The following is a 25,282-nucleotide window of genomic DNA, read 5'->3' on the forward strand; positions in this document are numbered from 1 at the left end:
GACCGGATGCCGGGCGCGCGCCGCCGCGGCCGGCATCCCGCCCGCCTACCCCGACTGCTCGCCGAAGGCGAGGTCGAGCGGCCGTTCGAGGAACCCCGCGAGGGCCTGCGCCGCCTCCTCGACGGCGGTGCGGTCGTCGGTGCCGAGCGGCACGTCGGCGGTCACGGTGACCCGCACGCCTGTGGGGGAGACGACCCGCTTCCACGTGCCGACGTCCTCGCCGTCGACGACGACGATGCCGCCGCCGGACTCCGACACGAGCCGCGCGCGTGTTGCTGCGGGGTCGCGCCGCGGGAACCCCGTCGCCGCGTAGCTCAGGCACACCTCGTCGAAGGTCGGCAGGAGGTAGGCCGCATGCGGCCGGGTGGTGCGGGAGGGCACGTCGGGGTCGAACCACAGCCGCTGCCCGTCGAGCTCGACGTGCTCGAGGGTGCCTGCCAGGTCGGCGAGGGCGGTGCGCACGTGACCGAGGGTGAGGGTCGACCAGCGCGCGAGGTCCCGCTCGGATGCCGGGCCGTGCCCTGCGACGAAGCGTCGCGTCAGCTCGCGGCGCGCGTCCTCGCCGACGAGTGAGTCCGCGGGCCCGGGAGGCACGACCTCGTCGGCCAGGACGTAGGTGTGCTCGGCGCCGCGCGGTGGCCCCGAGCAGACGAGGCACCGGGTCTCGGCGTGGAGGAGGAGGTGCGCCAGGCGCTCGACGTCGGTGGGCAGCCCCACCTCCGCGAAGGCGGTGCGCAGCTCGCGCCGGGTGTGCGGGTTGGGGCCGGCGAGCAGGGCCTCGAGGAGCGTCATCGCCTCCGACACGAGCGCGTCGTCGAGCCCGAGGCCACGGTGCCGCCCGGCGAGCGAGGTCAGGACCCGTGGCCCCGTGACGCCCTGGACCCAGCGAAGGTCCTCCGGGGCGATGAGGTGCCACGTCGGTCGCAGGACGTGCGTGCGCACCCAGCCGCCGACCGCCCGCTCGGCGAGCACGTCGGCGTACGTCGTGCCGGCCGGCATCCGCAGGGCGAGCGACCACGCCGCGAGGGGCGCGTCCTGGGCCTGGACGCAGGTGAGCAGCCGGACGACGTCGGCACCGTGGGGCAGGCCCGCAGCGGACAGGCGCTGGGTCGCGAGCCGGCGTCGGTGGACCCGGTCGAGGGTGCGCGGCCTCATCTCGCCGTCGTCGTCAGTGTGGGCGGCCTCATCGCCTCATCGTGGCACCACGCCCCGACATGCCCGCTCGCCTCGATTCCTATTTCCTGGCGTTGGGTGCTGAAGCGGTTGCCGGGGCGACCATTTCCGCACTCACGGCTGGACGCACCCCGGGGCGACCACGTCGGCACCCATGGCGGGCAGCACCCGGGCGAAGAACGGAAGCGGGAACACATCCTTGACGCGACCTGTTGTGCAGAGGTGTAATGAAGTAATCACAGCAAGGAGCATCACCATGAGACACCCCCACACGCACACCTCACCGGAGTCCGGCACGGCCGACGAGCGCGGCCCGCGCGGCGGCGGAGGCCGCGGCCCGAAGGGTTTCGGCCGCGGGCCACGCGGCGGACGCCCCGGGCCGGGCGGCGGCCCGGGAGGCGCCGGTCGCGGTCGCGGCTTCGGCCGCCCCGGCGGCTGGCAGCAGGGCGACCTCCCGAGCGCCGAGGACGCGCAGAACTGGTTCACCGGGCGCCTGCCCGACGGCTGGTTCGACGCGGTCGACGTGACCGTCGACCGCGAGGAGATCACCGTCATCGGCACCCTCGCCGGCGTCGACCCCACCACCGACGACGCGCAGGCCGAGGGGCGGATCAGCCGGTTCCGCGCCGAGACCCGCGACCAGCGCATCGCCATCGCCCAGGAGGCCCAGGCCCGCTACCAGCGCACCGTCTCCTGGGGCGCGCGCGTCGGCGACACGACGGCCCTGTTCACCCATCTCGCGGTGCCGGTCATGACCCGGCTGCGCCAGCCCGAACGGGCCGTCCTCGACACCCTCGTCGACGCCGGTGTGGCGCGCTCGCGCAGCGACGCGCTCGCCTGGTCGGTGCGCCTCGTCGGCGAGCATGCCGACAGCTGGCTCGGTGAGCTGCGCGAGGCGATGGCCGAGGTCGACAAGCTACGCGCCAAGGGCCCCGAGCTCTGACCGCCGCGAGTGCGGAAGCGGTCGCTCGTAAGCCTCCGGTGATGCACGAGGCGCGACATGGCGCGCGCGCTGCATCACCGGAGGCCCCTACGACGGCTAGTTCCGGGCCTCAGGCGAGGTCGGGGCAGGTGGGCCGCACCGGCTGACCCGGAAGGATGACGGCGGACTCCTCGGGGGTGAGGTTGCGCCCCGCGGCGCTGCACGCGGCATCCACCCAGTCGTCGGGGTCGGTCGAGATCTCCGCCATGCCGACCTCCTCGAAGAAGACGCGTAGCGTCCGTGCGTCCGGTGAGTACGTCAGCCAGCCGAACCTGCCGGTCTCGGTCACCGGCTGGCCGTACGGGCGCCACGTGCGGGTGTCCCACAGAGTGACGTCGCCGTCGCTGCCGATGCTCGCCAGGATGCGCCCGTCCGGGCTCACCTCGAGGTCGGGCACCCAGCCGCCGGTGATCAGCCGCGGTGGGGCGACGGCCCCGAGGGTCTCCGCCGACACGACGTGGAGCCAGCCGGAGTCCGACCCCGCAGCGATGCTCGACGAGTCCGCCGACCAGGCGAGCCCGAGGACCATGTCCTCCCCGGCGACCGAGCCGCGTCGGACGACCGTGCCGCGTGCGACGTCGACCAGGACGACCTCGTCGTTGCGGGCCAGGGCGACCAGCCGGCCGTCGGGTGAGGCTTCTGCGCCGGTGAGCCACTCCAGGTGGTCGGCGTCCGCCAGCGGGACGGGCTGCCCGACGACCGTGCGCGACGGGAGGTCGATCACCACGTACCCGGGTCTCCCGTTGACCACGGCGCGCCGCCCGTCCGGAGTCACGGCGATGGCATGGACCGGCCAGGGCAGCTCGATGACCTCGCGCTGTTCGCGGGTGGCGACGTCGAAGATCGCGACAGCTCCACGGTCGGCGATCATCCGCTCCTCGGCACGCACGAAGCCCTCCACGCCGACGAGCGCGGTCGTCGCGTCCCCCGTGATGGCGACGGCCGTCGCCTGGAACTCCGCGCCGGCGGGCCAGCCCGTGGTCTCGCCGGGCACGTCGTGGACCAGCTCACCGAGGTCCCGGCCGGTCGCAAGGTCGGTGAGGTGTGCCCTGTTCGGGTCGTCGTCCACCACGTCGAGGTAGACGCCCCGCCCCGAGGACGAGCTGGAGTCGCCCGTGTGCGGCTGGGGGTCGGAGGGCCGGGTCGCGATCGGCGTCCGGGTGCCGGAGAGGTCGAAGCCGATCGCGGTGCCGTCCCGGCCGGCGGTCCACACCATCTCGCCACCGGCACCGGCGAAGCGGGCCGCCATGACAGCCCCGCTGTGCCCGCTGGCCTCGACCCCGAGCTGCATCGTGGCGGGGTCGAGCAGCTGGATGCCGTCGTCCGTCGTCACCGCGATCCGTCCGCTGTCCGGCGACCACGCGGTATCCCGGACGAACGCCGGCACCCGGACCCAGGGCGTGCGACGGGTCGGGTCCGCGGTGGTGGCGACCCGAAGGTCGGTCCCGCCCTCGACCCGCCGGATGAGGACGAGGCGTGACCCGTCGGGCGAGAACGCGAAGGGAACGCCGTCGACCTCGGTGTCGCCGCGCCCTGGGTGGCGGGGGTCGAAGAGCATCCCCGTCGTGCCCGGCGCGTCGGGCTGGTCGCGGCTGAGCCGGCCGTCGGGCCACACGCGGAAGAACTCGGTGTCCCCCAGCACCGCCGGCCACTCGACCGCGTCGAGCACCGCCCCGCTCGCCGGGTCGAGGGTGATGGCGTGGGTCTCCGTTCCCACGACGTAGCGGCCGTCCGCGCGCAGACCACCGCCACCGGCCCACTCCGACGCCCCCGGGGCCACCCCCTCGAGGTCGCGCATCTCCCACTCCTGCTCGCCGGTGGCCGCGTCGAACCGGACGACACCTGAGTCCCCGGCGAACTCGAGGACGATGACTCCTCGCCCGTCGGAGGTGGCTGCGGGCGTGCCCACCTGCCCGCCGCCGTCGACCTCCGTCGTCCAGCGCACCCGGCCCGACTCGGTGTCGATCGCGTGCAACGTCGGGCTGTTCTCCCCGACGTAGACGGTGCTCCCGTCGGGGCTGGTGTCGATGTACAGGAAGCGGTTCGGCGTGCGAACCCGGTGGACCACCTGCGGCTGCCGGGCGAGCAGGGTGAGCAGGGCGCCGTAGGTCTCCGGGCTCTGCTCGAGCCTCGTCGACTCGACCGCCGCGAGCAGCGCGGTGTCGGGGTACTCGATGTTGAGGGCGGATGCCGCGAGCCGTTTCGCCTCCGCGGAGACGGTGGCGGCCTGTGCCTCCTGCTGCGACCGCCACGCGAGCAGCCCCGCCACGAGGGCCACGACGAGGACGGCGCCGATGCCGGCGACGAGCCAGCGCAGGCGGCGGTTCTGCCGCGCGGTCGAGGCGGCCCGTTCCTGCGTCTCGCGCTGCTCGGCGTCGAGAACGTCCCGGCCCGCGGTGAGGAAGTCGTGCTCGACCGGCGTCAGCTCGTCCGGCCGGGTCTCGGCGACCTCCAGCCCCGACGCGAGCCGGGTGCCCGTCCACAGCCCCGACGGCTCGCGGCCTTCGGCGTCCCACTCCGCCGCCGCGACGGCGAGGCGGCGCTGGACGGCCCGCCCCGCGGCATCCTCGACGAGCCACGTGCGCAACCTCGGCCACTCGCGGAACAGCGCCTCGTGCGCCACCTCGACGTGTCCGTCGGACACGGTGAGCAGCCGCGCCGCGGCCAGCTCTTCCACGACCTGACGAATCCCGCTGTGCGGCAACGACTCGACCTCGCCCAGGGGCACGCGACGGCGCGTCACCCCCGCCCCGTCGCCGGTGCCGGTCAGCCGCAGGAGGAGCAGGCGCGTCGCGGCCTGCTGGGTGGGGGAGAGGCCGGCGAAGGTCTCCTCGGCGAGGGTCGCGATCGCCCCGCTCAGCCCGCCGAGCCCCACGTATGCCGAGTACGTCAGGGCCGACCCGTCGCGCCGCTCCCAGAGCTGCGCCATCGCGGTGGACAGCAGCGGCAGGAGACCCGGCTCGTCACCCGCGTCGCTGACCACGGTGTCGGCCAGGCCGTCGTCGAGCACCAGCCGGGCCGAGGCCGCGGGTCGCTCCACCGCGCGTCGCACCTCGGCCGGCGTCATCGGACCGACGAGCACCGTGCCGTCGTTGACGAGGGCGCGCAGGGCGTCGTGGTCGGCGAGCTCGCCCATGAAGTCGGCGCGCACGGCGAGCACGACGCTCACCGACGACCTCGGGTCGGTCGCGAGCTCGGTCAGGGTGTCGAGGAACTGCGTGCGCTCACCGTGGTCCGCGCAGACCGTCCACACCTCCTCGAACTGGTCGACGGCCACGACCGTGCGCCCCTCCTGCTCACCGGATGCCGTGACGAGGTGGGTCAGCAGGTCGGCCACCTCGTCGCGCCCGGTCGGGCCGAGGGAGCGACGGGCGAGCTCGCGCATCGGATGGGCCCCGGGCCGCAGCGTGACGACCCGCCAGCCACCGCTTCCGGGCAGCACATCGGCGGCCAGTGCCGCCAGCAGCCCGGCCCGCAACGCCGACGACTTGCCCGACCCCGACGCCCCGACGAGGGCCAGCAGCCGGCTGCCGGCGAGGCGCGCCACGAGCTCGGCCACGAGCCGCTCGCGGCCCGCGAACCACCGGGCGTCGTCGACGTCGTACGACGCGAGGCCCCGCCACGGGCAGACCCGAGGGTCGGGGGGCTCGGCGTCGGAGGTCGTGTCACGCAGCCGGGCGACGCTGTCCGTGAGCTCGGCCCGGGCGCTCGCGAGCTCCGCGCTCGTCGACCCGGTCGTGGCCGCGGCGACCTCGACCCGCTGCACCGCCCGGGCACGGGCCACGTCGACCGCTGCCTCGTGCACGGCACCGGGCCAACCGCCGGTGCGCGCGTGCACCTCCTGCGCGACGCGGGTCGCGTCCTCGGCCGGGACGTAGTCGGCGACGACCTGGCGCACCTCGTGCGGCGACAGCGGCCGCAGCTCGACGACTTCCGCACCCGCCGGCACGGACCCGAGGTGCCCCGTGAGGCGCACGGTCAGCGTTGCCGGGACATCGGCCTCGGTGTGGTCGGAGACGAGGAGCACCGGGATGCCGTTGAGCGGCTCCGCCCCGGTCGTGACGTCCGGCACCTCGGGGGTCAGGGCACCCACGCCGCCGGACGCAACGGGGCGGCCCGAGTCGTGCGTGTGGGTCGCCTCCGACCGGTAGCGCACGACGGCCCCTTCGCGGGCCACCTCGGCCGCGAGCGCCGCGGCGAGCGCGGTCCCGCCCCCTCCCTCGGGGCCGCGGACCACCACCGTCCCGGGGCGGCCACGCACCGCGGCCTGCCACGCCTGGCGCAGCCGGCCGAGCTCCTCGTCACGACCGACGAGGGCCCGCGCGGGGCGCAGCTCCGCAGGCAGGGCAGCGCGCACCGTCGGCGAGCCCAGGGTCGGGTCGTGCGCGAGCACCCGCGCGTGCACGGCCCGCAGTCCCGGCCCCGGGTCGACCCCCAGCTCGTCGGCCAGCACGGACCGGGCCCGCTCGTACGCCCCGAGGGCGTCACCCTGCCGGCCGGCCCGGTAGAGCGCGGTGACGAGCATCTCCCACAGCCGCTCGCGCATCGGGTGCTCACCGACGAGGCGCTCGAGCTCGGGCACGGCCGCGGAGGCACGACCGAGCGCGAGCTCGGCGGCGATGCGCTCCTCGGTCGCTCCGAGGCGCAGCTCGTCGAGCCGGCGGGCCTCGGCGGCGGCGAACGCGGCACCCTCGAACCCCGCGTACGCCGGTCCGCGCCACAGTGCCAGCGCCTCGGTGAGGGTGGCGGCGGCGTGCTCGGGTCGCCCGTCCGCCAGCGCTCGCTCGCCGATGCGGGCCAGGCGGGCGAAGCGCTCGGCGTCCACCTGCGACGGGTCGAGGGCCAGGCGGTAGCCGGGGCCCTCGGTGAGCAGCAGGGTGGGCGTGCCGGCGCGGTCGGGCTCGAGGGCGTTGCGCGCCCGCAGCACGAAGGTCTGCAGCGACTTCGCGGCGCTCGCGGGCGGTTCCTCGCCCCACAGCGTGTCGACGAGCTCGCTCGTCGGGACGAGCCGCCCGCCCGCGGCGACGAGCCGAGCGAGCAGGAGTCTCTCCTTGGCCCCCCGGATCTCGATGGTGCCCCGCGACCCCTCCACCCGGAGGGGCCCGAGGACCGAGAAGTCCACGGGCTCACTGTAGGGATGCTGGGTCACGGTCGCGGGCCTTTCGGGAGTTCAGGTGAGGTGTGTGGCGCCGGGCGGTGCCCTGTGGATGCCGGGTGGTGGTGGCCCCCGCTCCGCCACCACCCGGCATCCGGTCGGGTGGTCCTCCGATCCCGATCAGGCGAAGGCCGAGCACATCAGCTCGACGTCCTCGCGCTGACCCACCGAGGTGGCGACCACCTCGGTGTCACCGTCGATGAGGACGACCTCGTAGCCGGCGAAGATGGTCACGGTGCCCGCTCCGGGGACCAGGCGGTTGGTGACCCCGACGCGGCGCATCTCGGCGGTGCCGTCGTCGGCGAAGGTCCAGTGCTCCGGCCCGCGGGTCGCCCCGTGCACGGTGATGCCGTTCGCGGTCGAGGTGCTGCGGAAGCGGTAGTTGCGGATCTCCCGCGTGACGTGTCCCTCGTCGTCGGTCCAGGTCACGACGTTGTAGCTGCCCCACACGTGCAGGTCGACGGGGAAGCCGCAGACCTCGCTGTAGTAGGGGTGTGCGGGGATCGTGAAGTCGACGTCCTCGACCGTGTGGGTGGGGCCGGCCGCCTGCGCGGGCGCGGCGACGACGGCGCTGCCCGCGGCGAGCGCCGCGGTCGAGAGGGCGGTGGCGATGAGGCGACGTGCGGACATCGGGGTCTCCTTGGCTCGGCGGACGCGGGGTCCGACTGGGGTGGGCACGTGCTGTGCCCGGTGCTCCAGAGGCTGGTGCCGGCCGGTCGCGACCGGGTCGTGACCTGGTCGCGGTCACCGCGGCGAGGGCGGAAGTGGTCGGCCGTGGCAGCCACTTCCGCCCTCACGCCGAGTGATCTCGGGGATCCGCCGGGCAGGGTCGGGGCACCTCACAGGCCGTGGCGACGGAACGCGGTCAGAGCGTCCTGCTCGGGGCTGGCGCCCTCGGGCGTCTCGGTGACGAGCGCGGAGCTGACCCCGGCGTTGACGGCCGTGGTGGCGGCGCCGCCCGACCTCATCCAGCCGGGGGCGGCGACGCCGTTCCCGGTGAGGTCGTCGCAGCGGACGAGCTGGCTGCCGACCCGCTCGAGCGAGCAGCTCGACGAGGCCTGGCCCTTCGGGGCGCTGGTGCGGGTGCCGACGTCCTGGCCGGCGGACGCCGAGGTGGCGCCGGCGAGGACGATGAGTGCGGCTGCGGCGGTGGGGGCGAGCAGCTGGCGGGCGGTGTGACGGATCATGACGTTTCTCCCTGGTGTGGTGGACGAAGTGTCCGGTGCTTCCTGCGGGGCGGTGGTGCCCGCTGGGAAGGAGCGTGGGCCGGGGTGGTCGCCGCCCGACCGCGACTCGGTCGGGGCGGGACGCCACCTGGTCGCGGTCTGGTCGCGACTGACCGCCGCGAGTGCGGACGTGGTCGCTCGGGGGTGTCCGGTGATGCACGGCGCGCGACAGAGCGCGCGCACTGCATCACCGGAGGCCGTGGAGAGCAGCGCCGACGTGGAGACCAGCCCCGACCCGGGGAGTAGCGTCCGTCCAATGAGGGCGGCGGTGAGCGAGCGGTACGGACCCCCCGAGGTCGTGCGCGTCCGCGACGGTGTCGAGGTCCCCTTCGTCGGCCCCGACGACGTGCTCGTGCAGGTCCGGGCGACGACGGTCAACCGCACCGACTGCAGTTACCGCGGTGCCCACCCGTTCTTCATGCGCGGCGTGTCGGGGGTGCGCCGGCCGAGGACCTCCATCTGGGGCACCGAGTACGCCGGCGTCGTCGAGCGCGTCGGGCGCGAGGTGACCCGGTTCGCACCCGGCGACGAGGTCTTCGGGTACGCCGAGGGCCGGTTCGGGGCGCACGCCGAGTACGTCGCGGTGAGCGTCACCTCGCTCGTGGCCGCGGTGCCCACCGGCGTCGACCTCCAGACGGCGGCGGCCTCGACCGAGGGCGGGCACTACGCCCTGTCCGCGATCCGCCGGGCCGGCCTCGAGCCCGGTCAGCGGGTGCTCGTCAACGGAGGTACCGGCGCCATCGGCTCTGCGGCGGTGCAGCTGCTCGCCGACCTCGGCGCGCACGTCACGGCCACCGCGCCAACCGCGCACGTCGAGCTCGTGCGCGGCCTGGGTGCCGCGGACGTCGTCGACCACGAGACCCACGACTTCACCCGCACCGGGCGCACCTACGACGCCGTCCTCGACATGGTCGGCAAGAGCACCTTCCAGGCGTGCCGGCGGATCCTCGTGCCGGGCGGGGTCTACGTCTCGTCCGACCTCGGGCCCTTCGCCCAGAACCTCGCGCTGCCGCTCGCGACGAGGGTCGGGCGCCAGCGCCGCCGCCGGGTCGTCTTCCCGCTGCCGATCGAGACGCCGGAGGCGCTCGAGTACCTGCGCGCCCGCCTCGAGAGCGGCGCCTACCGGCCGGTCCTCGACCGCACCTACCCGCTCGAGGACATCGTCGACGCCTACCGCTACGTCGAGAGCGGCCGCAAGGTCGGCAACGTCGTCATCGCCGTCCGCGACCGCTGACCCGACCCGCCGTCACCGGAGCGTGCGGCGCATGACGATGCGCGGCATGCCGCTCGCCACGGCATCCGTCGTGCCGACGACCTCGAAGCCGGAGCGCTCGAACATCGACCGCGTACCGACGAACGCCATCGTCGTGTCCATCCGTCCCGGCGGGTCGACGGGGTACGCCTCGACGGCCGGTGCGCTGTTCGCCGCCGCGTACGCGACCGCCCCCTCGAGGAGGTGGCCGGTCACGCCCTTCCTGCGGTGGCCGCCGCGGACGACGACGCACACGATGCTCCACACCGGCACGTCGTCGACCGGGCGGATGAGCTTCGACCGCGCCAGCCGCGGGATCTGCGCCCGCGGGCCGATGTTGCACCAGCCCACCGGGACGCCGTCGAGGTAGGTGACGACCCCGGGCGGGTGCTCGCGCTCGCACAGCGCACGCATCGCCTGCTCCCGGCTGCCGTGGCCCAGCTGCTCGATGTCCTTGGCCTGCAGGCGGTGCGACAGGCACCAGCAGTGCGACTCGCGCCGGTTGGGGTTGATGACGTCGGCGAAGTCCTCGAACCGGTCGGGCGTCACCGGATGGCTCTCCCACACGTGGTCGTCGTCGCCCATGGGTCCAGCCAACCACCGACCCCCGACACGCGGCATCCGACCTCGCACCACGGATGCCGTGCCCCACGGCCCCCGAGAGGGCTCGCGTGGCGCCCGCGTCCCGCAGGTCCCGTGTGTCGCAGCGGTATCAGCCGGCATCCTCGGTCCTCTTGCCGGGCATGAGGACCTTGACCCGCCGGCGGACCGCCCGCCGCAGCCACCACCCCGCCGTCGCGTGCGACGCGCTCGGGCGCTGGCACTGGGAGTGCACCTGCGGCGCCGGCGCCCGGGGCGGGTCCAGCACGACCGACTGGCACTGGATGGTCACCGCCGCGCTCGTGCACCAGGGCTCCTGCCCGGGGGAGTAGGGCGCCCGGTCCTGCGGCCCCGCGGGGTCGAGATGACGAGCCACCCGCCGAAAGGCCCAGATCTGGTGCCTCTGGTGCCACACGAGCCCCACCAGTGGTGCCCAGCCACGCGCCGACACGCCCAAGCGCGAGGCGCGCGGACGGCATCCCACGCCTGTGACCTGCACAAACGCGCCCGACGCGCCGGGTTCGACCGAAGCGCTTGCGTTCCAGGTCACAACGGGATTAGATGGCCACTACATCTAGTGGTTACACCGATGTAGTTCGTCCACATCTTGTGCACACGAAACAACGGTTCTCCACAGGTTGTTCACATCAGTGTCCACCGGGTCGTCCACAAGGCGACCACCAGCTCCGCCGAGGGGGTCCCGCCGATGCACTGCCCGTTCTGCCGCCACACCGACTCCCGGGTCATGGACTCCCGCGCCACCGAGGACGGCTCCTGCATCCGCCGGCGCCGCCAGTGCCCCGAGTGCGGGCGCCGCTTCACCACCGTCGAGACCGCGAGCCTGTCGGTCGTCAAGCGCTCCGGCGCCACCGAGCCGTTCAGCCGCGCCAAGGTGCTCGTCGGCGTCCGCAAGGCCTGCCAGGGCCGCCCGGTCACCGAGGACGACCTGGCCCTGCTCGCCCAGCGCGTCGAGGAGACCATCCGCAGCCAGGGCAGCGCCGAGATCGACGCGCACGAGGTCGGCCTGGCCGTCCTCGAGCCGCTGCGCGAGCTCGACGAGGTCGCCTACCTGCGCTTCGCGTCCGTCTACCAGGCGTTCGACTCCCTCGAGGACTTCGAGTCCGCCATCACCCTGCTTCGCGCCGAGCGCGACGCGACCGGGCAGGAGCCACCGGGCCGGATGCCGTCCGCGCACGCGGGTGGGCCGGCCGCCGGTCCCAGCTGACCGGCATCCACGGCATCCGCCACACGAGAGCATCTCCGCAGGTCACCAGCCCTGTCGGACCCCAGCAGGACAATTGAGAACAGGTCACCACCGCCTCCGTGGGGGGCAGAAGGAAGGGAACGCATGACCGAGACCGCAGGAGCACGTGCAGGTGCTCGCAAGCCGGCGCGCGGCAGGGGAGTCACCGTCGAGCGCATCTTCACCACGCCCGGCGTCCACCCCTACGACCAGGTGACCTGGGAGAAGCGCGACGTCGTCCAGCAGAACTGGAAGACCGGCGCGACGATCTTCGACCAGCGGGGTGTGGAGTTCCCCGACTTCTGGAGCGTCAACGCCTCCACGATCGTCACGACGAAGTACTTCCGCGGCGCCGTGGGCACCCCTGAGCGTGAGACCGGCCTGCGCCAGCTCATCGACCGGGTCGTGCTGACCTACGTCAAGGCCGGCAAGGAGCACGGGTACTTCGCGACCGACGACGACGCCACGATCTTCGAGCACGAGCTGACCTACGCCCTGCTGCACCAGGTGTTCAGCTTCAACTCGCCGGTCTGGTTCAACGTCGGCACCGCCAGCCCGCAGCAGGTCAGCGCCTGCTTCATCCTCAGCGTCGACGACTCGATGGACTCGATCCTCAACTGGTACAAGGAGGAGGGCTTCATCTTCAAGGGCGGCTCGGGCGCGGGGCTCAACCTCTCGCGCATCCGCTCCTCCAAGGAGCTGCTGTCCTCCGGCGGCACGGCCTCCGGCCCGGTCTCCTTCATGCGTGGCGCCGACGCGTCCGCGGGCACCATCAAGTCGGGCGGGGCCACCCGCCGCGCGGCCAAGATGGTCGTCCTCGACGTCGACCACCCCGACATCGAGGAGTTCGTCGAGACCAAGGCGCGCGAGGAGGACAAGATCCGCGCGCTGCGCGACGCCGGCTTCGACATGGACCTCGGCGGCAAGGACATCGTGTCCGTGCAGTACCAGAACGCGAACAACTCGGTGCGTGTCACCGACGAGTTCATGCGCGCGGTCGAGGAGGGCAAGGAGTTCGGCCTCACCTCGCGCAAGGACGGCTCGGTCATCGAGACCGTCGACGCCCGCGAGCTGATGGGCAAGATCGCCAAGGCCGCGTGGGAGTGCGCCGACCCGGGCATCCAGTACGACGGCACGATCAACGACTGGCACACCAACCCCGAGACCGGCCGCATCACCGCGTCCAACCCGTGCTCGGAGTACATGAGCCTCGACAACTCCTCGTGCAACCTGGCCTCGCTGAACCTCCTGAAGTTCCTGCGCGACGACGACACCTTCGACGCGCAGCTGTTCGAGAAGGTCGTCGAGCTCGTCATCACGGCGATGGACATCTCGATCTGCTTCGCCGACTTCCCGACCGAGTCGATCGGTGAGACCACGCGCGACTACCGCCAGCTCGGCATCGGCTACGCCAACCTCGGCGCGCTGCTCATGGCCACCGGCCACGGGTACGACTCCGAGGGTGGCCGCGCCATCGCCGCGTCGATCACCTCGCTGCTCACCGGCGCTGCCTACAAGCGCTCCGCCGAGCTCGCCGCGGTCGTCGGCCCGTACGCCGGGTACGCCCGCAACGCCGACGCCCACAAGCGGGTCATGCGCAAGCACGCCGCCGCCAACGACGCGATCCGCACGGTCAACACGTTCGACAAGGACATCCACCGCGTCGCCACCAAGGCGTGGGATGCCGTGGTCAAGCTCGGTGAGAAGAACGGCTACCGCAACGCCCAGGCGTCGGTGCTCGCCCCCACCGGAACCATCGGCTTCATGATGGACTGCGACACCACCGGCATCGAGCCCGACTTCTCGCTGGTGAAGTTCAAGAAGCTCGTCGGTGGCGGGTCGATGCAGATCGTCAACCTCACGATCCCGCGGGCCCTGCGCCAGCTCGGCTACACCGAGGAGACCGTCGAGGCGATCGTCGAGTTCATCGCCGACAAGGGCCACGTCATCGACGCCCCCGGCCTGAAGCCGGAGCACTACGAGGTCTTCGACACCGCCATGGGTGCGCGGGCCATCTCCCCGATGGGCCACGTGCGGATGATGGCCGCGGTCCAGCCGTTCCTCTCGGGTGCGATCTCCAAGACGGTCAACCTGCCGGAGACGGCGACGGTCGAGGAGATCGAGGAGGTCTACATCCAGGGCTGGAAGATGGGCCTGAAGGCGCTGGCCGTCTACCGCGACAACTGCAAGGTCGGCCAGCCGCTGTCCGACGGTGGGTCCACCGCCAAGGACGCCGCGGCGGACAAGGCCTCGGCTGCCGTGTCGGCCGCGCAGAAGGAGATCGTGGAGAAGGTCGTCTACCGGCCGACCCGCGAGCGCCTGCCGAAGCGCCGCCACTCGCAGACGACGTCGTTCACCGTCGGTGGCGCCGAGGGCTACCTCACGGCCGGCACCTACGACGACGGCCGCCTGGGCGAGGTGTTCCTCAAGTTCGGCAAGCAGGGCTCCACGCTCGCCGGTGTCATGGACGCCTTCTCGATCGTCACCTCTGTCGCGCTGCAGTACGGCGTGCCGCTGGAGACGTTCGTGGAGAAGTTCACGAACATGCGCTTCGAGCCGGCCGGCATGACCGACGACCCCGACGTGCGGATGGCTCAGAGCCTCATGGACTACGTGTTCCGTCGGCTGGCCCTGGACTACCTCGACTTCGACACCCGCTCCTACATGGGCATCCACTCCGCGGAGGAGCGGGCCCGCCAGCTCGAGACCGGCTCCTACGCCCCGGTGTCGGACGAGTCGGAGGAGGAGCTCGAGGAGGAGATCGAGTCCCTCAGCCAGGGCATCGGTGCGTCGTCCAAGAAGTCGGATGCCGTCGCGCCGGCTGAGGCGAAGGCCTCGGCCTCCGCTGCGGCGGGGGAGGGCAAGGAGCTCGACGCCTCGGCGGTGCACTCCGGGGCGGGTGCGGCCTCGGCCCGTGAGGTCTCCTCGGAGATCCACTCCTCGGCCGACCTGCTCGCGGCGTTCGGTGACTCCAAGGCTGCCGACGCGCCGATGTGCATGACCTGCGGGACGAAGATGCGCCCCGCCGGGTCCTGCTACGTCTGCGAAGGCTGCGGCAGCACCAGCGGCTGCAGCTGATCTCGACTTGCGCGGCAGTGTCCCGCACGAGTTGCGGTGACACTCTTCATCGGTTTGTCACTTCGAAAGTGATAGTGCGATAAGGACGTCGCCCCGGTCTCCACAGCGGAGACCGGGGCGACGTTCGCTGCGAGTTCACAACTGAATAGCAAAGCAAGTGCCGAAAGAGCACGATGCGCCCGGCTGGAACCGGGCGCATCGTCGGCAGAAACAAGTCTGCAGGTGTTCGAGACCACATCAGATCACGTTCCTGTCGTTCGCGTCCAACCTTCGGCGTGTTGTTCGACTTACTAACGACAGGAGCAAAACTGATGGCTGACAAGGTGATCGACGGCTTCCGAGCCCTCGACGAGAAACTCAAGCTCGACGCGCTCGTGCACGCTCAGGCGCGGCGCATCCGGGCGACCGTGGAGGACGCCCTGAGGGCTGCGGGTCTGCTGGACACGGCGCTGCTGCAGGGGTCGTACGGGCGCAAGACCATGCGCCCGCCGCTCAAGGACGTCGATCTGGTCGTGGTCCTGCCGGCTTCGCTGGCGCATCTGCGCACGGAGCAAGGCATGTCGCAATGGGCGTTCAACGGATTCCGCCAAGCCATCGAAGGGGCAGGCGTGCTTCCCGGCGTCCGCTTCGATGTGCACGAGGAGGCGGCGCACGCGCTGCAGCTGACCGTCCCCGGGGTGGACTTCACCCTGGACCTGGTCCCCGCGTTCGAGACCGAGGAGGCAGGGCAGGGCTGGCTCTACATCGCCGACCGCGAGCAGGACCAGTGGACCGAGCGGTCCGACGTGCGCCGTCTGCGCGACCGGGTCGCCGCCCGCAACCAGGGCTGCGGCGGCGTCTGGGTGAACCAGGTGCGCCAGGCAAAGCACTCGCTCGACCATGACCGGGACGTCAAGGGCCTCGTCTGCGGGCTCCTTGTCGAGTCCCTCGCGTACGAGGCCATCACCACGAGGCTGACGCCGCAGGAGGCCATAGTGCGCATCTTCGCGGCGGGAGCGCAGAAGCTCACGGGTGCCTACGCCGGGCTTGCCCAGGAAGACCTGACCGCCAAGTGGAGCAGCAGGGACCGCGCGCAGGTGGTTCGGTTCTTCCAGCAGAATCAGCGCTTCGCCGAGGAAGCGATGCGGCTGGAGCAGGGCGGAGACGCGATCGCCGCCATGGGCATGTGGCAGGACGTGTTCGGCGACCTGTTCCCCGTGCCGGAGGTCAGCTTTGCAGAGCGTCTGCGCACGGTCAGCCTGGTCGGCGGCAGCATCACGGCAGATGGTCGGCTGACGACCGCGCCAGGCAATGTGCGACCTGGCCGCCCATGGCGTGCCGTTGACAGGGAGGCCGGCGACGCCAAGCTTTCGCCATCGTTCCCGCACTCCAGCGCTGCGGTGCCGACCATGGATGCGCTGCTCGATACCCCAGCTGAAGTGGCAGCGCTCATGGCGGCTGGCCAGGTGATCTGGGGCGCGGACCGCGTGGTCGGGAGGGAGCTGTGCGGCGGCGCGGCGGCGATGCTCGAGCTGGACCTGCTGCCCCTGCCCGAGGCTGCCGCTGAAGGGCACTTGAGCGAGCGCGTGAGGGTCGTGGTGACCAGGAAGCGCGAAGTGCTGGTGTACCCGCTCGGCCGTCCCGAACGGCCGTGGCGTCACCGCAACGACTTCCACCCGAAGATGCTGTGCCTGCAGTTCCCTGGGGATGACGCCGCCCTGCTCTGGCTCTGGCCCGACGGCCTTGAACCGCTGCTCGCACGTGTGCGGATGCACCTGATGTGCGAGGAGGTCTACCGCCGGGACGGGATCTGGCCCGGAGAGGAGCTGCCGCATGGACGCCCGGAGAACGGTGTGGTGTGGCCGGTGTCGAGCGAGGCAATGCGGCGCGCCATGCGGCGGTGGGCCCGATGAACGACGTGGTGCGGAGCTTGCTCGCCCTGGTGGGACAGGGAACTGGTGCCCTGCTCGGCATCATCTTCACCACGGGTGTCGTCACCGTCGTGGTCACTAAGCTGTTCGACAAGAGTGCCAAGCGCGACGAACGAGTACGCGAGGGATACGCCGCGGCGACGGCCGCCCTCGTCGCCTGGGGGGAGTTTCCTTTTCGGGTAGCCCGCCGCACGTCCGACGCGCCCGAGGTCCTGGCGGCACTTGCGGCCCGCGGACATGACGCTCAGGAGGCGCTGGCCTGCCAGCGCGCGTGGGTTGTTGGCGAGTCCAGGCCGCTCGCCGAGGTATTCGCCGCGACCGTCGCCGCCCTCAGGCCGCAGGTGGCGGACGCAACCCAGGGGGCGTGGCGACGGCCGGTCGTGGGGTTGGGGGTGGACATGGTGCTCTCCGCCGGGCCGGCACTGCCCACCGTGCAGCTCGACGAGGCTGTCGACGCCTGGTGCCTTGCCCTCACGTACCGCTTCGGGTGGCGCCGCATCGTGTGCTTGGTTCCGGGCCTCCTTCGCCGGCGGCTGCACCGGCGGGGCATCCTGCGCAGGCACCCGTCCGGCCATGGCGTGTCCACCGCGGGAGTGGAACTGACCGCCTGACCCAGCGGCGCCGTCTCGCAACCCCGGCGAGACGGCGCCAACTGCGGTTCACCGGAGGAGGTCGACCAGCCAGGAGGCGATGGTCCAGGCGCCGACCAACCAGGGGAGACCGTCACCAAATGCGCCGCACGGGGAAGGTAGATGTCCTCGCCCTCGCGGCTGCCGACGCGCAGCCCGGAGGCTCGGCGAGGTTAGATGCCCGCGGCGATGAGGCGAGCGAGGTCGGCAGTCTCGGCTAGCAGGTCCGCTGGCTCCCGTGTGAGATCGAGGGTGTGCTGGAGAATCTCGACGCCGTTGTTGCGGACGACGTGGCTCGTTGCGGGCTCGTTGCCCTTGGCGTAGACGAGGTGGCCGCGTGCCAGGTCGAGTGCGGTGCAGTACGCCAGCATCTGGTACAGGTCGGCGTACGGGAACCCTGAGGGCTTCTCCGCCTTGTACTTCGCGTCGACGACGGCAGCTACATGCCCCGATGCGCGATACCACACGAGGTCTGGCTTCATGGTGATGTGGCCGGCCTCGTCAAGGTGCCATCGGTCCTGAGCGCGACAGTGCCCTCCGTGCGTGCTCAATGCGGTTCCCAGAGAGGCCGTGACAAAGTCCTCGAACACCTTGGCCATGTCGAGCACGAACCCGTTGACGAGAACGGTCCCAGCCGTCTGGTCCACTGACCCACCTCGTAGGACGAGCTCGGCGAGGCGCAGCGCGACGTGGTACCGGGCGTTGAGGCGGGACGCCCGCCACTGCGGCAGGTTCCGACCTGGCCGTGCGGGGGTGACGTCGGCCATGGACCTGACGAGCCGACGGAGTTGCTGACGGGCGATCGGCCCGACCTGGGGGATCTTGAGGAGAACCTCCGCAGCCCCGCGAAGCAGCCGGTTCTCGGCGATGTCGATGTCGTACTCGTCGTACCGCACTTCGAGGGGGATAGCGAGGCCGAAGCGCCGCGACAGCTGGTCGCTGCTTCGGAGCCGCCCCCGCAGCACGGGCAGCGCCTCCTCGACCTGGCGGTAGCCCTGCAGCAGCCCCTGTTCTGTTGCCCGGCTGGCTTGTCGCGCGAAGGCCGCCGCAAGGGCACTGAGCAGGTCCGGCTCCTCGTGCAGCGCAAGGTCCTCATCTCGCCATATCTTCTGGTCCCGGGCGAACCCGATGAGGAAGAACAGTCGGCGGATGTCAAGCTTCGGGGCGATCCACAGCTCGACCCCGGCGACCTCGGCGACCCCGACCTTCCCCGCGGGACCAAGGGTCCACCATCCGGTTGCGAGTGACGGCACTGCCGTCACGATGCCGCTGTTGCGCAGCGCGACCCCGACCCGGTCGTCGATGGCCACGTCGACGGGCGGGCCGTTTTCGGTCAGGTCGATCCGCACTACTCGTCGCCAGCGGGTTCCGTCGAGACCTGTGGCGCATCCATGGTCGCCCCTGGAGCTGCGGCCGACGACTCGTCATTCTCGGTTCCGAACGACCGCATGATGCGGCGGAGCGAGTAGTCCCTCGCCACGTCGCGCCCTTCGCCGAAATGGTGCTCCTCGAGGAGGGGGAGGATCGAGGTCTCCCACACGACGTCCATGCCGCCTTCGCCATGTACAGAGGGACGCATAAAGTACGACGGGCCGATCTTGAAGTCCTCGTCGTCGATCAGTCCGTTGAGGTGGTCAAGCACGTGAGCGGCATCCTGCGGAAGATCATTGGCCTCCAGCCACCGGGTCAGCATGCTCTTCGTGGGCTCAGTGCTGGGATGCAGGGCCTTGAAGGCGAATCGACGTCGCATAGCGGTGTCGACGAGAGCAATCGAGCGGTCCGCCGTGTTCATCGTGCCGATGATGAAGACGTTGCGCGGCATCGTGAAGCCCTGCTCGTCACCGCTGCTGTAGAGCAGGTCGATCGAGCTGTCGCGGTACTCGAGAAGGAAGTACAGCTCGCCGAAGACCTTGGCGAGGTTGGCCCGGTTGATCTCGTCGATGATCAGCAGGTACGGCGTAGACGGGTTCTCGCGCGCCGCGTCGACGAGCCGCCGGAAGGGCCCTGGTGTGAGGGTGAAGCCCACGGAGCCCGACCCGTCACTCGCCGCGATGGGACGGAAGCCCTCGAAGAAGTCTTCGTAGCTGTACGCGGGGTGGAACTGGACGAGTTTGACGGCCTCTGGCGGCGCCAGGTGATGCGCGATCGCCTGGGCGAGGTACGTCTTCCCGGTTCCGGGCGGACCGTAGAAGATCAGCTGCCGCCGGTCCTCGAGGAGGTCGACGCACGACTGAAGCCAGCTGGCGTCCACCAGGAGCCGATCGGCGAGGTCAGCGTCGACGGGTCGCAGCGACACCTCCTCATCGACGACCACCTCATCGGTCACCGCCTTCTCGCCGGGGTCACCATCAAGCAGCGACCGCAGTGCACTGAGGTCGCTCGTGAGGTCGATGATGGTGTGCTGGCTGGAGAGCTTGGCCGACACCGTCTTGGGGATGGCCGCATAGTCGATGGGGGCGTCGGCGTTGTGCCACTGGACGGTGCGTCGGACGTTGGACCGGTCGTCGGGGCTCTTGAGCGAGGTGGGCTCGCTCGTCACGGTTCCGACATACAGGTTGGGTCCTGAGTTCGTGGCTACGAGATCTCCGACACGCAGCCGGTTGACGAAGGTGTCGATCTCGGTCACCTTGTCGGTCCGCGTCGTGTACGACTTCTGCGCGTAGTCCTCCTCGACAATGGCCGTGATCTCGGCGCGCGACACGGGGAGGGGGAGCGACCGGATCTGGCTCGCCGGTATTGAACAGGTGCCCTCGGTGAGCCACGTCGGAACGAGGTTCTTCCCGTTGACGTTGCTCCCGCGCACCATCCAGGCGCGAGGCTCACGCTCCTCACCGCTGATCTCTGAGAGCAGGTCCCGCAGTTCATGCGAGGTCAGGCGTTGCGCCTGGCTGGCCCGCCCGCGCTCATCAAACTCGATCCCGTCGGCCTCCAGTGCTTCGCGCGCGGAGTCGGTTCGTGACGGATCCTTCCACCGGAAGGAGGCCGACACTTGGCCGTCGGCGTGGAGCACTCGGTGCCCGTTGGGATGGTCGGTTGAGGCCGCGAAGGTGCCGACGTTCTGGTCGGCCAAGCCGGTGAGCTCGGCCAGGTCGGTGTACGCCGTCCATGAGCCCTCGTCGACCAAGTCCAAGGCGTCGGCGAGGCGCGCGAGCTTCTCGGACGAGTGCTGGCTCTCGTCGGCGGCGCGCCTTTCGCGGCGGATCTGACGGTATTTGCCGACAACGAGGGCGTAGACATCCTCATCCGGTGAGAGGTTGGCCAGCGCGACACGGCCCGCCTCGGTCAGCTCCCATCCTGCTGGCGACTTCTGCAGCCATCCGATGGCTGTCGCCCACGCGGAGGAGAAGCGCAGGAAGTTGCCGGCGCGCGTCTCCCCCCGCTCGGTGACGGAGCGCTCCTGTGCGTTGAGCCAGCCACCATCGGCGACGAGGCGTACCGCCTCGCGGGCCGGGATGGGCCCGTCGGCATCGGAGAGGATCTCGAACAGCCGGCGGAGCAGCTGCGGGCGGCGCACGCGCTCAGTAGTTGGGGTCGTCGGCTCGGTCATGTGCTTAGTTCATCGCGAAGGGCCGACAGTGTCTTCCCCGATGGCGTATGCGTCCAGTGCTGCCAGCCGTTGATGTTGAAGCCCACCAGCTGTTGCAGGGCTGTCGACGGAGATGTCTCCACCCCGAGCGCGGTCTGGATCTGACCGCGCTCGTCGATCGTCGACCTGTGCGTGATGCCCTGTCGCACTTGCCGGTAGGTGAGCTCGTCGCCGGCGTGGACGAGCCCCGCGCGCAGCAGGTCTGCGACGCTCCCTGCGCGCATCCGTCGAGTTCGGCGACCGTCGTCCCCAGAGGAGGGCGTGCCCTGGATTGCAGAGGAGCGGATCCCTGCACGCAACAGGCGGCGGACCACCTCCTCGCGGGACTCTTCGAGGTGCATGTGCTGCTCAAGCTCTTGCGCGAGGTCATCGTCGATCTCAATCCACATGGCTACTCCTCTCGAGCGGCATGGCGTGGCCCTTCTCCGGCCGGAGGATCTAGGAGGCTCTCGTAGACACCACCGCCCGCGGCGGCCTCGGCCATCGCATCGTAGATCTCGAGGATGAGCCGCTTGGTCCGGAACTCGCCGTGGTCGCGCTCGTCGTACTTGCGGACCACGAAGAACGAGTCCATCACATGCGCGACCTCGTCGCGCGCCAACCCATAGAGGTGAAACATCGCAGCGTCAAGCTCCGCGCGCAAGGCCTCGCGCCGCTCTGGGATCCACCGGAAGGGCGGCCCAAGATCGCTCGCTGGCTCCGCGCCGGTGCAGTCGCGGGCGTAGGCAGCGATTCGTCGAGAGGTGTATGTAAGTTCGGGTAACCGCGATCGAATCCAACATGCAAGGCTACTGTCGCTTACGCCTGGCAGAGGCACAGTGAAATCTTCCGGAGCCGGGCAGGCGAGTTGCTTAATGATGAACTGAGTGAGAGCCGCCCCGCTCATCTTTTGTCTCGCTATGAAATCGCTAATGTAGCTGGAAAGAGCCGCCTGTAGATTGGGCGCATTCGATTTGTCGCCAGGGAGAATCAAGTTGAAGCGGGCGCCGACGGCTGAGCGAGGAATAGCGGACAGGATAAACGTGCGCTCGTTGCTTGCGTTCGTGATGTCGCGCCAACCGAGAAACCAGCCGCGGTCCCATCGGTCACCAATAGCTTCGGCGACATCAGGCTCGGCGACCCAATAGCGGGCGAGGGGTTCTTTCGTTGGGTCGTCGTGTTGGGAGTCGGTGAGGCGCGGGAGAGTGCCCTTATTGAGTTGGGCTTGCGTTGCGCCTTCGTAGGTCGAGTAGCGGTGATCCCAGTGCGAGAGCATCTTGGCCTCATAGAGCGGCAGCCACTTCTTGGGTCCCTTCGACCACGCCCAACCGTCGAACTCGGCTCCATAATCGCTGAGCGACTCTTCGGTCTCGAAGAGTCCCGAGTCGTTCGCCATGTGAAACAAGCTGGCGAAGCGCAGACCCCAAGGATTGGTGTTGTCGGCGTCGTTGACGAGCACCGGGAAGCGGCGATAGATGCCGAGTGTGATCTCTGCGTCCCTGCGAGTACGAAACACTGGAAGGGTGCCTGTGTTGGGGTTTAGCATAAGCACTTCTTCAGGGCTCAGCGCGTACCGCCGGGCGATGGTGTCGGCTACGTAACGTGTATAGAAGGCCAAGTGCACGTCGTGGACGGGAGTGCCACCTGTGATGGCGGTTAGGGCAAAGCGGAACTGGTTATGAACTCCCTGGAAGATCTTCGCCTCGTTCTCAAAGTCGTAGAACGCGGCCAGCCGCTGGTGCTTGACGGTGTCGGCGAAGAAGGCCGATGTTGTCGCATCTGTGGCGAGCCCCGTCGGGGTGATGATGCCCAGTCGGCCGTTGCGGGCGATCGACGACCGGAACAGCTCGGCGAAGATGGAGTAGGTGTTGATGTCCCCGACCCCACAGAGTGGGTACCGGCCGGACTTCCGAATGAGGTGAGTCATCGCTTCGGCCTGGCGACTGGCGGCTTCCCACTCGGCGGAGAGGATTGGGTTCGTCTCGCTCAGTGTCTTGATGAGGCGCTTTCGGGCAACTGCGTTCGCTGCAGAAGCCACAGTCGCGTCGCGCTGGGCGAAAAACTCCTGCTCCTGGAGCTTGATGCGCTCCCACGGCGGGTTGCCGACCATAGCGGTGAAGCCGCCGCGCGACCCGTTCGGCTCGGTCGCTGTCGCCGCCGACACCTCGAAGACCTCCGGGAACTCGAGCCACCAGTGGAAGAACCGGTACTCCGCGGCCCGGGCTTGAACCGCGGACGAATGCCGTTCGTCGACGGTGCCCTCCTCGATCGCTCGGATGGTGCTGGTCGTGATGGGCACGTCCACGTCGGTCTTGGGTTGGACAAAGGCGCCACACCAGGCGTCGGCGCGAAGTCGCTCACGGGCCAGCTCGGGGGAAAAGAGGTACGCGGCATACCGGCGGCTCGCCTCGTGGATGTCGACGAGGCTGCGGACCTTCTTAGGGACCGCGTCGCTGAGCGCCGAGCGGAGGTCAGCGTTGCTGACAGCGGCCTCGGTGGCGTCGAACAGCGAGTCCTGGCCCTCGTCGCGCTCGCGCTTGTTCTGCTTCTTGAGCGTCGTGACGACGCGCTTGTCGTCGCCGGTCAGTGCAACGAAGGCATCGTCAGGAATGCCCTGCGCTAGAAGGGCGGGAGTGGTGCCGAGTAGAGCGTTGCCAACCTTGATGTGAGAGTCGAGGAAGGAGAGCGGGCGTCCCGGGGTCATCGCTTCGAGCCAGAGGCTCACCTTGGCGAGCTCGGCGGCCATCGGGTTGAGGTCGACACCGTAGATGCACCGGCCAACGACATCGTGCAAGGCGTCCTGAACATCGCTCGGCGTCAGGTCGGTCTCTCCGGTCCGGACGGTCGCAAGACGCTCGGCGATCCGGCGTGCTGCGGCAACGAGGAAATGCCCTGAGCCGCAGGCCGGGTCACACACCGTCATGGCGAGAAGCGCCGACTCAGGTTCGGCGGCACGCTCGGCCTCGTCGAGGAGGGGGTCCAACGCCTCGTCGAGCACCAAGTCGATGAGTGATGAGGGGGTGTAGTAGGAGCCGGTGGTCTTGCGGTCGTTGCCGGCCAGGGTCTCCAGCGTGAAGGCCTGCTCAGCGGAGTTGTGCCGCGGAACGAGCTCGAGGAGGGACTCGTAGATGGAGCCCAGCTCCTCGGCGCCAAGGTTGCGGTAGTCGACGCTCTGCTTGGGCTGGCCCTTAGGCTGAACGACGGAGAGGCTCCGCACCGCCGCCAGCAGCGCATCGTTCGGCAGCTGGGCATCCATGAGCAGCGCATCCGCCTCATGCGGGTCGTAGAGCCCGCCGATGCCTGGAAGCCCCAGCGCCGGCTGCCCCTTCTCGTCGCCGAGAGCAGTGATGACGAGCGTCAGCGCCGCCCAGAGGTCGGTGTGCTTGGTCCCTCGCCGGCGAAGCGCGAGACGGCGGAGACGAGCCGTCGAGAAGAAGTCGACGTACCGCTTGCGAGCCTCGGTGGACGCCTCGACGCTGAGCAGGGCGCCCCGGTCCTCGGCGACGAACAGGAAGAGGAGGCGGTAGACCAGCCGGAGGAGGGCGTGGTGAAGGTCCTCGACCCGTGCCTCCCTCTCGTCGATGCGTCTCCTGAGTTCGACACTTGCGGGGTGCTGGAGGAAGCCGGTTCCCAAGGCTTCGATCGCGGCCTGGACGCCACCGCGGAGGAGTGTGAGTGCGCGGGTGCCGGCGGCGATCGTGGTGGTTCGCCACGTCTCCAGCCAACAGTCAGACGCGGCGCCGTCGGCGGCGCGGATCTCGACGCGCGACTGGTGCAGCAGCAGGAACAGAAGGACGAAGTCGGAGAACACCTCGCCCTCGAACATGGCCTCGAGGTCGAACTCGAGGTACGACTGCCCTGACAGGGACGTGCTGTCGCGGAGTAGCCGCAGGACCCGCCCGTTGGAGAGGAAGGCGTAGAGGTAGTCGTCCGTGCGGTTCAGGGCTTCTTGAACCATGGCGTGCGGTGCCCGATCGGCGGCCCCCGGGACGCCCTTGGTGCGCTTGTCCAGGTCCACGCCCCACCCCAGCAGGTGGATGGGCGTCGACCCCCACAGGTGCGACACGGGGAAGGAGCGATCGGCGATCGTCAACCCCCCGGCGGGTGTGGTCGTCACTCGCCCGTAGCCGAACTCGCGGAGCAGCTGCAGCAACCACTTCTCACGCGTGAGACCGACGGCCGGATCGCCGTCCGGCAGCCTGTGGAGGGCCTCCCGGTAGGCCACCCACACGCCCGTCAGGTATGACCACGCACGGTTGGCCGCTTCACGCGGCGACTCGCCGGCCAGGTGGTAGTCAGAGGAGCTGAGCCCGGAGAGCTGATGGTCACCCGAGATGACGCGGCTGAGCAGGTCAGGCGGGATCAGCCCGCCGACCGTACGCACGGTCGTGAAGTCACTGGCCATCAGGCATGCCACCCTCCAGTGCGCTGAGGAGCTGAGTCGCACCTGCGGGTGGACACCGAGAAGA

The 25,282-nt window shown here is 70.4% G+C and carries 16 protein-coding genes; 6 read left to right on the plus strand and 10 right to left on the minus strand.

From position 1 onward, the window contains the following. Positions 1 to 45: 45 nt before the first annotated feature. Positions 46 to 1,155, minus strand: a complete 1,110-nt coding sequence (locus ABD899_RS05870) for a winged helix DNA-binding domain-containing protein (RefSeq protein ID WP_345203409.1) — start codon at positions 1,153 to 1,155, stop codon at positions 46 to 48. Positions 1,156 to 1,429: 274 nt separating this feature from the next. On the opposite strand from ABD899_RS05870, the gene ABD899_RS05875 reads away from it, so the two are divergent. After that, the gene (locus tag ABD899_RS05875) at positions 1,430 to 2,116 is read left to right on the plus strand and encodes a hypothetical protein (protein ID WP_345203411.1); all 687 of its coding nucleotides are present in this window, start codon (positions 1,430 to 1,432) and stop codon (positions 2,114 to 2,116) included. A gap of 109 nt (positions 2,117 to 2,225) precedes the next feature. On the opposite strand, the gene ABD899_RS05880 is transcribed toward ABD899_RS05875, so the two are convergent. From ABD899_RS05880 to ABD899_RS05890, 3 genes are all read right to left on the minus strand, one after another. Further along, entirely contained in the window at positions 2,226 to 7,277 is a 5,052-nt protein-coding gene (locus ABD899_RS05880; RefSeq protein WP_345203414.1) for an nSTAND1 domain-containing NTPase, read from the minus strand. A 153-nt stretch (positions 7,278 to 7,430) separates the two neighbouring features. Beyond that, a complete protein-coding gene (locus ABD899_RS05885; RefSeq protein WP_345203416.1) occupies positions 7,431 to 7,940 on the minus strand; it encodes a hypothetical protein in 510 nt (169 codons plus the stop codon). 209 nt (positions 7,941 to 8,149) lie between these two features. Further along, positions 8,150 to 8,497: a hypothetical protein gene (locus ABD899_RS05890; RefSeq protein WP_345203419.1), complete on the minus strand. Its 348-nt coding sequence runs from the start codon at positions 8,495 to 8,497 to the stop codon at positions 8,150 to 8,152. Between the two features lie 307 nt (positions 8,498 to 8,804). Between ABD899_RS05890 and ABD899_RS05895 the strand changes: the two genes are divergently transcribed. Further along, positions 8,805 to 9,770 carry an NAD(P)-dependent alcohol dehydrogenase gene (locus ABD899_RS05895; protein ID WP_345203422.1) on the plus strand — a complete coding sequence of 322 codons (966 nt, stop codon included), beginning with the start codon at positions 8,805 to 8,807 and terminating at the stop codon, positions 9,768 to 9,770. A gap of 12 nt (positions 9,771 to 9,782) precedes the next feature. Here the strand turns inward: ABD899_RS05895 and ABD899_RS05900 are convergent, their stop codons facing one another. After that, a complete protein-coding gene (locus ABD899_RS05900) occupies positions 9,783 to 10,373 on the minus strand; it encodes a GNAT family N-acetyltransferase (protein WP_345203425.1) in 591 nt (196 codons plus the stop codon). 127 nt (positions 10,374 to 10,500) lie between these two features. Further along, positions 10,501 to 10,680 carry a hypothetical protein gene (locus ABD899_RS05905; RefSeq protein ID WP_345203428.1) on the minus strand — a complete coding sequence of 60 codons (180 nt, stop codon included), beginning with the start codon at positions 10,678 to 10,680 and terminating at the stop codon, positions 10,501 to 10,503. 414 nt (positions 10,681 to 11,094) lie between these two features. Here ABD899_RS05905 and nrdR point away from each other — a divergent pair, with 414 nt between their 5' ends. The 4 genes from nrdR (at position 11,095) to ABD899_RS05925 (ending at position 17,230) form a co-directional block, all read left to right on the plus strand. Next, positions 11,095 to 11,613, plus strand: coding sequence for a transcriptional regulator NrdR (gene nrdR, locus ABD899_RS05910; protein WP_345203431.1), 519 nt, complete (start codon positions 11,095 to 11,097; stop codon positions 11,611 to 11,613). Between the two features lie 123 nt (positions 11,614 to 11,736). Next, a complete protein-coding gene (locus tag ABD899_RS05915) occupies positions 11,737 to 14,709 on the plus strand; it encodes a vitamin B12-dependent ribonucleotide reductase (protein ID WP_345203435.1) in 2,973 nt (990 codons plus the stop codon). A gap of 311 nt (positions 14,710 to 15,020) precedes the next feature. After that, positions 15,021 to 16,601 (plus strand): hypothetical protein, encoded by a 1,581-nt coding sequence (locus tag ABD899_RS05920; protein ID WP_345203437.1) that lies wholly within the window; start codon positions 15,021 to 15,023, stop codon positions 16,599 to 16,601. After that, the gene (locus ABD899_RS05925) at positions 16,547 to 17,230 is read left to right on the plus strand and encodes a hypothetical protein (protein ID WP_345203439.1); all 684 of its coding nucleotides are present in this window, start codon (positions 16,547 to 16,549) and stop codon (positions 17,228 to 17,230) included. Before ABD899_RS05920 ends, ABD899_RS05925 begins: the two co-directional genes overlap by 55 nt. 191 nt (positions 17,231 to 17,421) lie before the next feature. On the opposite strand, the gene ABD899_RS05930 is transcribed toward ABD899_RS05925, so the two are convergent. From ABD899_RS05930 to ABD899_RS05945, 4 genes are read right to left on the minus strand one after another with little or no spacing between them, the layout of a single operon-like run. Next, a complete protein-coding gene (locus tag ABD899_RS05930; protein WP_345203441.1) occupies positions 17,422 to 18,597 on the minus strand; it encodes an McrC family protein in 1,176 nt (391 codons plus the stop codon). Then, positions 18,597 to 20,795 (minus strand): AAA family ATPase, encoded by a 2,199-nt coding sequence (locus ABD899_RS05935; protein ID WP_345203443.1) that lies wholly within the window; start codon positions 20,793 to 20,795, stop codon positions 18,597 to 18,599. The genes ABD899_RS05930 and ABD899_RS05935 overlap by 1 nt, the downstream gene beginning before the upstream one ends. Beyond that, positions 20,792 to 21,223: a restriction system modified-DNA reader domain-containing protein gene (locus ABD899_RS05940; protein WP_345203445.1), complete on the minus strand. Its 432-nt coding sequence runs from the start codon at positions 21,221 to 21,223 to the stop codon at positions 20,792 to 20,794. Before ABD899_RS05940 ends, ABD899_RS05935 begins: the two co-directional genes overlap by 4 nt. A 2-nt stretch (positions 21,224 to 21,225) precedes the next feature. Beyond that, positions 21,226 to 25,218 (minus strand): Eco57I restriction-modification methylase domain-containing protein, encoded by a 3,993-nt coding sequence (locus tag ABD899_RS05945; RefSeq protein WP_345203448.1) that lies wholly within the window; start codon positions 25,216 to 25,218, stop codon positions 21,226 to 21,228. Between the last annotated feature and the right edge of the window lie 64 nt (positions 25,219 to 25,282).

The organism is Fodinibacter luteus (assembly GCF_039541575.1).
GTDB classification, from domain to species: Bacteria; Actinomycetota; Actinomycetes; order Actinomycetales; family Dermatophilaceae; genus Fodinibacter; species Fodinibacter luteus.

Excerpts from the sequence above, each read along its gene's own strand:
- ABD899_RS05870 (WP_345203409.1), bottom strand. The coding sequence starts at position 1,155 with ATGAGGCCGCGCACCCTCGACCGGGTCCACCGACGCCGGCTCGCGACC.
- ABD899_RS05875 (WP_345203411.1), top strand. The coding sequence starts at position 1,430 with ATGAGACACCCCCACACGCACACCTCACCGGAGTCCGGCACGGCCGAC.
- ABD899_RS05885 (WP_345203416.1), bottom strand. The coding sequence starts at position 7,940 with ATGTCCGCACGTCGCCTCATCGCCACCGCCCTCTCGACCGCGGCGCTC.
- ABD899_RS05890 (WP_345203419.1), bottom strand. The coding sequence starts at position 8,497 with ATGATCCGTCACACCGCCCGCCAGCTGCTCGCCCCCACCGCCGCAGCC.
- ABD899_RS05900 (WP_345203425.1), bottom strand. The coding sequence starts at position 10,373 with ATGGGCGACGACGACCACGTGTGGGAGAGCCATCCGGTGACGCCCGAC.
- nrdR (WP_345203431.1), top strand. The coding sequence starts at position 11,095 with ATGCACTGCCCGTTCTGCCGCCACACCGACTCCCGGGTCATGGACTCC.
- ABD899_RS05915 (WP_345203435.1), top strand. The coding sequence starts at position 11,737 with ATGACCGAGACCGCAGGAGCACGTGCAGGTGCTCGCAAGCCGGCGCGC.
- ABD899_RS05920 (WP_345203437.1), top strand. The coding sequence starts at position 15,021 with ATGGCTGACAAGGTGATCGACGGCTTCCGAGCCCTCGACGAGAAACTC.
- ABD899_RS05935 (WP_345203443.1), bottom strand. The coding sequence starts at position 20,795 with ATGACCGAGCCGACGACCCCAACTACTGAGCGCGTGCGCCGCCCGCAG.
- ABD899_RS05940 (WP_345203445.1), bottom strand. The coding sequence starts at position 21,223 with ATGTGGATTGAGATCGACGATGACCTCGCGCAAGAGCTTGAGCAGCAC.
- ABD899_RS05945 (WP_345203448.1), bottom strand. The coding sequence starts at position 25,218 with ATGGCCAGTGACTTCACGACCGTGCGTACGGTCGGCGGGCTGATCCCG.